This is a genomic window from Streptomyces sp. NPDC127092, assembly GCF_042722475.1.
In the GTDB taxonomy this organism is placed as follows: domain Bacteria; phylum Actinomycetota; class Actinomycetes; order Streptomycetales; family Streptomycetaceae; genus Streptomyces.
This window is the reverse complement of sequence record NZ_JBHXFE010000030.1, coordinates 72,293-79,076: the sequence shown is the minus strand read 5'-3', so window position 1 is coordinate 79,076 and position 6,784 is coordinate 72,293. Positions and strand designations below refer to the sequence as shown.

8 protein-coding genes are annotated in these 6,784 nt (G+C 73.2%); all 8 read right to left on the bottom strand.

All coding sequences use genetic code 11. From position 1 onward, the window contains the following. Positions 1-204 precede the first annotated feature (204 nt). Positions 205-642, bottom strand: a complete 438-nt coding sequence (gene nusB / locus ACFWJO_RS24210) for a transcription antitermination factor NusB (RefSeq protein ID WP_384422633.1) — start codon at positions 640-642, stop codon at positions 205-207. 2 nt (positions 643-644) lie between these two features. Next, positions 645-1,211 carry an elongation factor P gene (efp, locus tag ACFWJO_RS24205; RefSeq protein WP_386868218.1) on the bottom strand — a complete coding sequence of 189 codons (567 nt, stop codon included), beginning with the start codon at positions 1,209-1,211 and terminating at the stop codon, positions 645-647. A 49-nt stretch (positions 1,212-1,260) separates the two neighbouring features. Continuing rightward, entirely contained in the window at positions 1,261-2,367 is a 1,107-nt protein-coding gene (locus tag ACFWJO_RS24200; RefSeq protein WP_386868216.1) for an aminopeptidase P family protein, read from the bottom strand. 79 nt (positions 2,368-2,446) lie between these two features. Continuing rightward, positions 2,447-3,334, bottom strand: coding sequence for an AAA family ATPase (locus ACFWJO_RS24195; RefSeq protein ID WP_386868214.1), 888 nt, complete (start codon positions 3,332-3,334; stop codon positions 2,447-2,449). 123 nt (positions 3,335-3,457) lie between these two features. Continuing rightward, positions 3,458-3,904 (bottom strand): type II 3-dehydroquinate dehydratase, encoded by a 447-nt coding sequence (gene aroQ, locus ACFWJO_RS24190; RefSeq protein WP_386868212.1) that lies wholly within the window; start codon positions 3,902-3,904, stop codon positions 3,458-3,460. After that, the gene (gene aroB / locus ACFWJO_RS24185; RefSeq protein ID WP_384422642.1) at positions 3,901-4,995 is read right to left on the bottom strand and encodes a 3-dehydroquinate synthase; all 1,095 of its coding nucleotides are present in this window, start codon (positions 4,993-4,995) and stop codon (positions 3,901-3,903) included. Before aroB ends, aroQ begins: the two co-directional genes overlap by 4 nt. Then, positions 4,992-5,510, bottom strand: a complete 519-nt coding sequence (locus ACFWJO_RS24180) for a shikimate kinase (RefSeq protein WP_386868210.1) — start codon at positions 5,508-5,510, stop codon at positions 4,992-4,994. The genes aroB and ACFWJO_RS24180 overlap by 4 nt, the downstream gene beginning before the upstream one ends. Then, positions 5,507-6,691 carry a chorismate synthase gene (gene aroC / locus ACFWJO_RS24175; RefSeq protein WP_386868208.1) on the bottom strand — a complete coding sequence of 395 codons (1,185 nt, stop codon included), beginning with the start codon at positions 6,689-6,691 and terminating at the stop codon, positions 5,507-5,509. Before aroC ends, ACFWJO_RS24180 begins: the two co-directional genes overlap by 4 nt. Positions 6,692-6,784: the final 93 nt, after the last annotated feature.

Genomic DNA, 6,784 nt, shown 5'->3' with positions numbered 1-6,784 from the left:
GAAAAACCGGAGAAAGAACCGTACATCTGGCCCCTGGGACCCCCCTCCCCCCCTGGGCCCCGGCGCTTTTCGTGCCCGTGGCGGCGCGCGCCCGGCACGACGGCGACGCCCGCTGCGCGCTTCTGCCGGGTACGCCGAAGGGGCCCGCAGCACACAAGGTGCTACGGGCCCCTTCGACTGCCGGGGACGGACCTGGACCTGGACCTAGGCGTCCGCGTCCCGGCGCAGGCGCGGCTTCAGGTCCTTGAAGCGCGCCAGCAGACCGTTGACGAAGGTCGGCGAGTCGTCCGTGGAGAACTCCTTGGCGAGCTGCACCGCCTCGTCGATCGCCACCGCGTCCGGGGTGCCGTCCTCCCAGATCAGCTCGTACGCACCGAGGCGGACGATGTTCCGGTCGGCGACGGGCATCCGGTCGAGGTCCCAGTCCACCGCGTACGTCGCGATGAGCTCGTCGATGCGGGCCACGTGACCCGCGTAGCCCTCGACCAGCTGCATGGTGAACTCGTTGACCGGCGGCTGGCGCTCGTCCGAGCGGGCGAGCCGGACCTGGTCCGCGAGGACCTCCTGGACCGAGGTACCGCGCTGGTCGGCCTCGAACAGGATCTGGAAGGCCCGCCGGCGGGCCTTGCTCCGGGCGGCCACGGTTAGTCGTTCACCCGGCCGAGGTAGGCGCTGGTGCGGGTGTCGACCTTGACCTTCTCACCGGTGGTGACGAAGAGCGGGACCTGGATCTCGTGGCCGGTCTCCAGGGTGGCGGGCTTGGTGCCACCGGTGGAGCGGTCACCCTGGACACCCGGGTCGGTGTGCTGGATGGTCAGCGTGACGGCGGCCGGGAGCTCGACGAAGAGCACCTCGCCCTCGTGGCGCGCGACGGTGGCCTCGAAGCCCTCGATGAGGAAGTTGGCGGCGTCGCCGACGGCCTTCTTGTCGACGTGCAGCTGGTCGTAGGTCTCCATGTCCATGAAGACGAAGTACTCGCCGTCCATGTAGGAGAACTGCATGTCGCGGCGGTCGATGGTGGCGGTGTCGACCTTCACACCGGCGTTGAAGGTCTTGTCGACGACCTTGCCGGACAGCACGTTCTTGAGCTTGGTGCGCACGAAGGCCGGGCCCTTGCCGGGCTTGACGTGCTGGAACTCGACGACGGACCAGAGCTGGCCGCCTTCGAGCTTGAGCACCATGCCGTTCTTGAGGTCGTTCGTGGAAGCCACGGTTGCGGAATCTCCTGGACTGACGTGGGACCGGGAGGCGTGCGCGCCGCTACAGCGCGAGCAGCTCCTTGGTCGTGATGGTGAGTAGCTCGGGTCCGCCGTCCGCCTCCTGGCGTACGACGAGCGTGTCATCGATCCGGACCCCGCCCCGGCCCGGGAGGTGGACCCCCGGTTCGACGGTGACCGGCACACAAGCGTCCAGTTTACCCATGGCCGCGGGTGCGAGCTGCGGGTCCTCGTCGATTTCCAGGCCCACACCGTGCCCGGTGAGGGGTGTCGTCGTGTCGCCGTGACCCGCCGCGGCGAGAATCTGACGGGCCGCGCGGTCGACGTCGCGGTACTCGGCGCCGGGCGCGAGGGCCTCCCGTCCGGCCCGCTGAGCGGCGAAGACGAGGTCGTACAGCTCGATCTGCCAGTCGGCGGGAGTGGTCCCGATGACGAAGGTGCGGCCGATCTCGCAGCGGTAGCCGCGGTAGTTGGCGCCGAGGCAGACCGAGAGGAAGTCGCCCTCCTCGACCCGGCGGTCGGTGGGCCGGTGCCCGGCCCGCCCGGAGTGCGGCCCGGTGGCCACCGAGGTGGCGAAGGCCGGCCCGTCGGCCCCGTGGTCGACGAGCCGCCGCTCCAGCTCCAGGGCGAGGTGCCGCTCGGTACGGCCGACCAGGATCGACTCCAGGAGCTCCCCGAGCGCCTGGTCGGCGATCTCGGCGGCGATCCGCAGACAGGCGATCTCGTCCTCGTCCTTGACGATCCGCAGCTGTTCGACGGCGCAGGACAGGTCGGCGAGCCGCAGCCCGGGCGCGACGGAGCCCATCGCCCGGTGCCGGGCGACGGTCAGATGGTGCTCCTCCACGGAGAGGGCGTCCACGCCGGCCTTGCGGGCGAAGTCCACGCCCGCGACCGCCGGGTCCCCGCCGCCGGCCGGCAGCACCAGCTGCCGCAGCGCCTCGTCCACCCGCCCGTCGGCCGGGTCGCCGCCGGGCGCCGTGGGGCACAGCAGCACGTCCTCGTCGGGTCCGAGCAGCAGCACGGCCCCGGCGGGTGAACCGCCCGTGAGATAGCGGACGTTGGCGGGGCGGGAGACCAGGGCCGCCGGGCTGCCCGCCGCCACGCACCGGTCGCGCAGCCGGTCCCGGCGTTCCGCATACACCTCTGACATGCTCCGAGCCTACGAGCGCCCGGGCGCGGCGGCCTGTTGTGCGGGGCCGACCGGGCGCCCGGCGCGGCACCCGCGGGGGTCACGCGGGCGGCTGGCCGGATATCGCGCGGGCCAGGACGTCGTCCAGGACGCGGGCCGTGGTCTCCACGTCGTAGGTGGAGTTGTCGATGATCGGCAGGCCGGAGCCGTACCAGCCGGCCATCCGGCCGTGGATGGCGGCGACCTCCTCGTCCGAGAGGCGGCGGTTGCCGCTGCGTTCGGCGTTCCGCTCGAGGACGACGTCGAGGCCGGGGAGCAGCACCACCGGGAGCAGGCCGGGGCCGACGTGGCGCTTCCAGCCGCCGAGGCCGACGACCGGCCAGTCGGGGAAGACGGCGTCGTCGAGGATGCAGGAGATGCCGTTGGCGAGGAAGTTGCGGGCGGCGAAGCCGCAGGTGCGGCGGGCGAGACGGTACTGGGCCTCGGAGTTCTCGTTCCAGCCGGACTGGGGGTCGGCGAAGCCGGAGCAGACCCATTCGCGCACGTCGTCGAGGCTGATGTGGGCCGTCGGCACCGGCCGGCGGCCGGCCCAGTGGCGCGCGACGGTCGTCTTCCCCGCACCGGCCGGGCCGATGAGCAGGACGGCTATGGTGGCGCCGCCGGTGCCGGTCACGGCGGGCGGCACGGTGATGGGGCCGGTGATCTGCCCGGTGACCGGTACACCCTGAGCGCCGGGAACGCCCTGAGCTCCCGGCGCCGCCGGGGCTGCGGGCGCCCCGCCCCAGCCGGGCGGCGTCGCCTGCGCGGGCGGCGGACCCATGGGCGGACCCTGCGGGGCGGGGGGCGCCGGAGGAGCCGGGTGCCCCGGAGGGGCGGGGTAGGGGTGGTGCGCCGGAGCGGGCGGGACGGGCGGGGGGCCGCCCTGGACCCAACCGGTGTGGCCCGCGGGTTCCTGCGGTGGCAGCGGAGCCCCCATTCCGTGCTGCATCCGGTGCCCCACTCCGTTTCCTGCCGGCGATGTTTCCGTCGTTGCCGGAACGTTACCGCCCCCGGCTTCCGTAGGGGAAACGGCCGGGGGCGGATCGACGTGCCCAGGAGGGTGACGCGGGGATCAGGCGTCCAGTTCCTCCGCGAGCGCGCGCAGCGCCAGCCGGTAGGAGCCGATGCCGAAACCCGCGACGGTCCCGGTGGCCACCGCGGCCACCACCGAGGTGTGCCGGAACTCCTCACGCGTGTACGGGTTGGAGATGTGCACCTCGATCAGCGGCGCGGTGCGCTGGGCGGCCGCGTCACGCATCCCGTACGAGTAGTGCGTGAAGGCGCCCGGGTTGAGCACGACCGGGACGGAACCGTCCGCCGCCTCGTGCAGCCAGCGGATCATCTCGCCCTCGTCGTTGGTCTCGCGCACCTCGACGTCGAAGCCCAGCTGCTCGCCGAGCGTCCGGCAGGACTCCACGAGCCCCTTGTAGGAGGTGGCGCCGTAGATGTCGGGCTCGCGCGAGCCGAGGCGGCCGAGGTTCGGGCCGTTCAGGACGAGGACGCGACGGCGCTCGCTCACGCGGACACCTCGCCGTAGGCCGCGATGAGCACGGCCGGGTCGGGGCCTTCCAGGACCGTCGGCTTGCCGAGACCGTCCAGGACGATGAAGCGCAGCAGGTCGCCGCGGGACTTCTTGTCGACCTTCATGGTCTCGAGGAGCTTGGGCCACTGGTCGCCGCGGTAGGTGAGCGGCAGGCCGACGGACTCCAGGACGGCGCGGTGCCGGTCGGCGGTGGCGTCGTCGAGGCGGCCGGCCAGCCGGCCGAGCTCGGCGGCGAAGACCATGCCGACGGAGACGGCGGCGCCGTGCCGCCACTTGTACCGCTCGTTCTTCTCGATGGCGTGGGCCAGGGTGTGCCCGTAGTTGAGGATCTCGCGGAGGCCGGCCTCCTTGAGGTCGCCGGACACCACCTCGGCCTTGACCCGGATCGACCGCTCGATGAGCTCGGCGGTGTGCGGCCCGGCGGGGGTGCGGGCGGCCTGCGGGTCCGCCTCGATGAGGTCGAGGATCACCGGGTCGGCGATGAAACCGGCCTTGATGATCTCGGCGAGGCCGCTGACGTAGTCGTGCACCGGCAGCGAGTCGAGCGCAGCGAGGTCGCAGAGCACACCGGCCGGCGGGTGGAAGGCGCCGACGAGGTTCTTGCCCTCGGCGGTGTTGATGCCGGTCTTGCCGCCGACGGCCGCGTCGACCATGCCGAGCACGGTCGTGGGGACGGCGATCCAGCGCACCCCGCGCAGCCAGGTCGCGGCGACGAAGCCGGCCAGGTCGGTGGTGGCGCCGCCGCCGACGCCGACGATCACGTCGCTGCGGGTGAAGCCGGTCTGCCCGAGCGCCTTCCAGCAGTAGGCGGCGACCTCGGCGGTCTTGGCCTCCTCGGCGTTGGGCACCTGGATGGCGACGGCCTCGTAGCCCTGCTCGGCGAGGTCCTCGCGCAGCGCCTCGCCGGTCTCGGCCAGCGCCTCGGGGTGGATCACGGCCACGCGCCTGGCCTGGGGGCCGACGAGCGCGGGCAGCTCGCCGAGCAGCTGCCGGCCGACCAGTACCTCGTACGGGTCGGTGCCCGCGGAGCCGCCGACCTGGATCCGGGTCACTTCCTGGTCCGTCATACGTCCTTCAACTCCAGTGCGTCGAGGATCGCGGCGGCGACCTCTTCGGGCGTGCGCTCGTCGGTGGCGACGACGACGCTCGCGACTTCTTCGTACAGGTGGCGCCGCGCGTCCATCAGCTCGCGCCACTGGCGGCGCGGGTTGACGGCGAGCAGCGGCCGGGCGGCGCCGAGGCCGACGCGGCGCACGGCCGCCTCGACGTCCATGGAGAGGTACGCGACGGGCAGCCCGCGCAGCAGGGCACGGGTGCCGGCGTCGAGCACCGCGCCGCCGCCGAGCGCGAGGACGCCCCCGTGCTCGGCGACGGCCTTGCGCACGGCCTCGCGTTCGAGGGCGCGGAAGTGGTCTTCGCCGTCCTCGACGAAGATGTCCGCGATCTCGCGCCCCTCGGTGGCGACGATGTCCGCGTCGGTGTCCCGGTAGTCGGCGCCGAGCCGCTCCGCGAGCAGCGCGCCGACGGTGGACTTGCCGGAGCCCATGGGTCCGACGAGGACGACCAGCGGGCCGGCGGTCACCGGATGTGGAGGTTGTCGAGGTAGGACCGGACGTTGCGACGGGTCTCGGGGACCGAGTCGCCGCCGAACTTCTCCAGCACGGCGTCCGCGAGGACCAGCGCGACCATCGCCTCGGCGACGATGCCCGCGGCCGGGACGGCGCAGACGTCGGAGCGCTGGTGGTGCGCGGCCGCGGGCTCGCCGGTGGCGACGTCGACGGTGGCGAGGGCACGCGGCACGGTGGCGATGGGCTTCATCGCGGCGCGGACGCGCAGCAGCTCGCCGGTGCTGAGGCCGCCCTCGGTGCCGCCGGCGCGGCCGGAGCTGCGGGTGAGGCCGTCCTCGCCCTTGACGATCTCGTCGTGGGCCTGCGAGCCGGGCACGCGGGCGAGCTCGAAGCCGTCGCCGACCTCGACGCCCTTGATGGCCTGGATGCCCATGAGGGCGGCGGCGAGCCGGGCGTCGAGGCGCCGGTCCCAGTGCACGTGGGAGCCGAGGCCGACGGGCACGCCGTACGCGAGGACCTCCACGACGCCGCCGAGGGTGTCGCCGTCCTTGTGGGCCTGGTCGATCTCGGCGACCATCGCCTTCGACGCGTCGGCGTCGAGGCAGCGCACCGGGTCGGCGTCGAGCTTCTCGACGTCGGCGGGGGTCGGGTAGACGCCGTACGGGGCCTTCGCGGAGGCGAGTTCGACCACGTGGGAGACGATCTCGATGCCGGCCGCCTCCTTCAGGAAGGAGCGGGCGACGGCGCCGAGGGCGACGCGGGCGGCGGTCTCGCGGGCGCTGGCGCGCTCCAGGATCGGCCGGGCCTCGTCGAAGCCGTACTTCTGCATGCCGGCCAGGTCGGCGTGACCGGGGCGCGGGCGGGTCAGCGGCGCGTTGCGCGCGGAGTCCGCCAGCTCGGCCGGGTCGACCGGGTCGGCCGCCATGACCTTCTCCCACTTGGGCCATTCGGTGTTGCCGACCATGACGGCGATCGGCGAGCCGAGCGAGAGTCCGTGCCGGACACCACCCAGGAAGGTGATCTCGTCCTGCTCGAACTTCATGCGGGCACCGCGTCCATAGCCGAGGCGCCGCCGTGCGAGATGGTCCGCCACCAGCTCCGTGGTGACCGGAACACCGGCCGGAAGTCCCTCAAGGGTTGCAACCAGCGCGGGGCCGTGAGACTCCCCCGCCGTCAGCCAACGCAACCTGCTCAACGATGCTCCTCATGCTCGCGCCTGGGCACTGCGACGGCACGACCTGGGTGCGCGGCCCGGGTCCGCCTCCCCTGATCCTCCCACGTCCGGGCG

Excerpts from the sequence above, each read along its gene's own strand:
- ACFWJO_RS24200 (WP_386868216.1), bottom strand. The coding sequence starts at position 2,367 with ATGTCAGAGGTGTATGCGGAACGCCGGGACCGGCTGCGCGACCGGTGC.
- ACFWJO_RS24195 (WP_386868214.1), bottom strand. The coding sequence starts at position 3,334 with ATGCAGCACGGAATGGGGGCTCCGCTGCCACCGCAGGAACCCGCGGGC.
- aroB (WP_384422642.1), bottom strand. The coding sequence starts at position 4,995 with ATGACGGACCAGGAAGTGACCCGGATCCAGGTCGGCGGCTCCGCGGGC.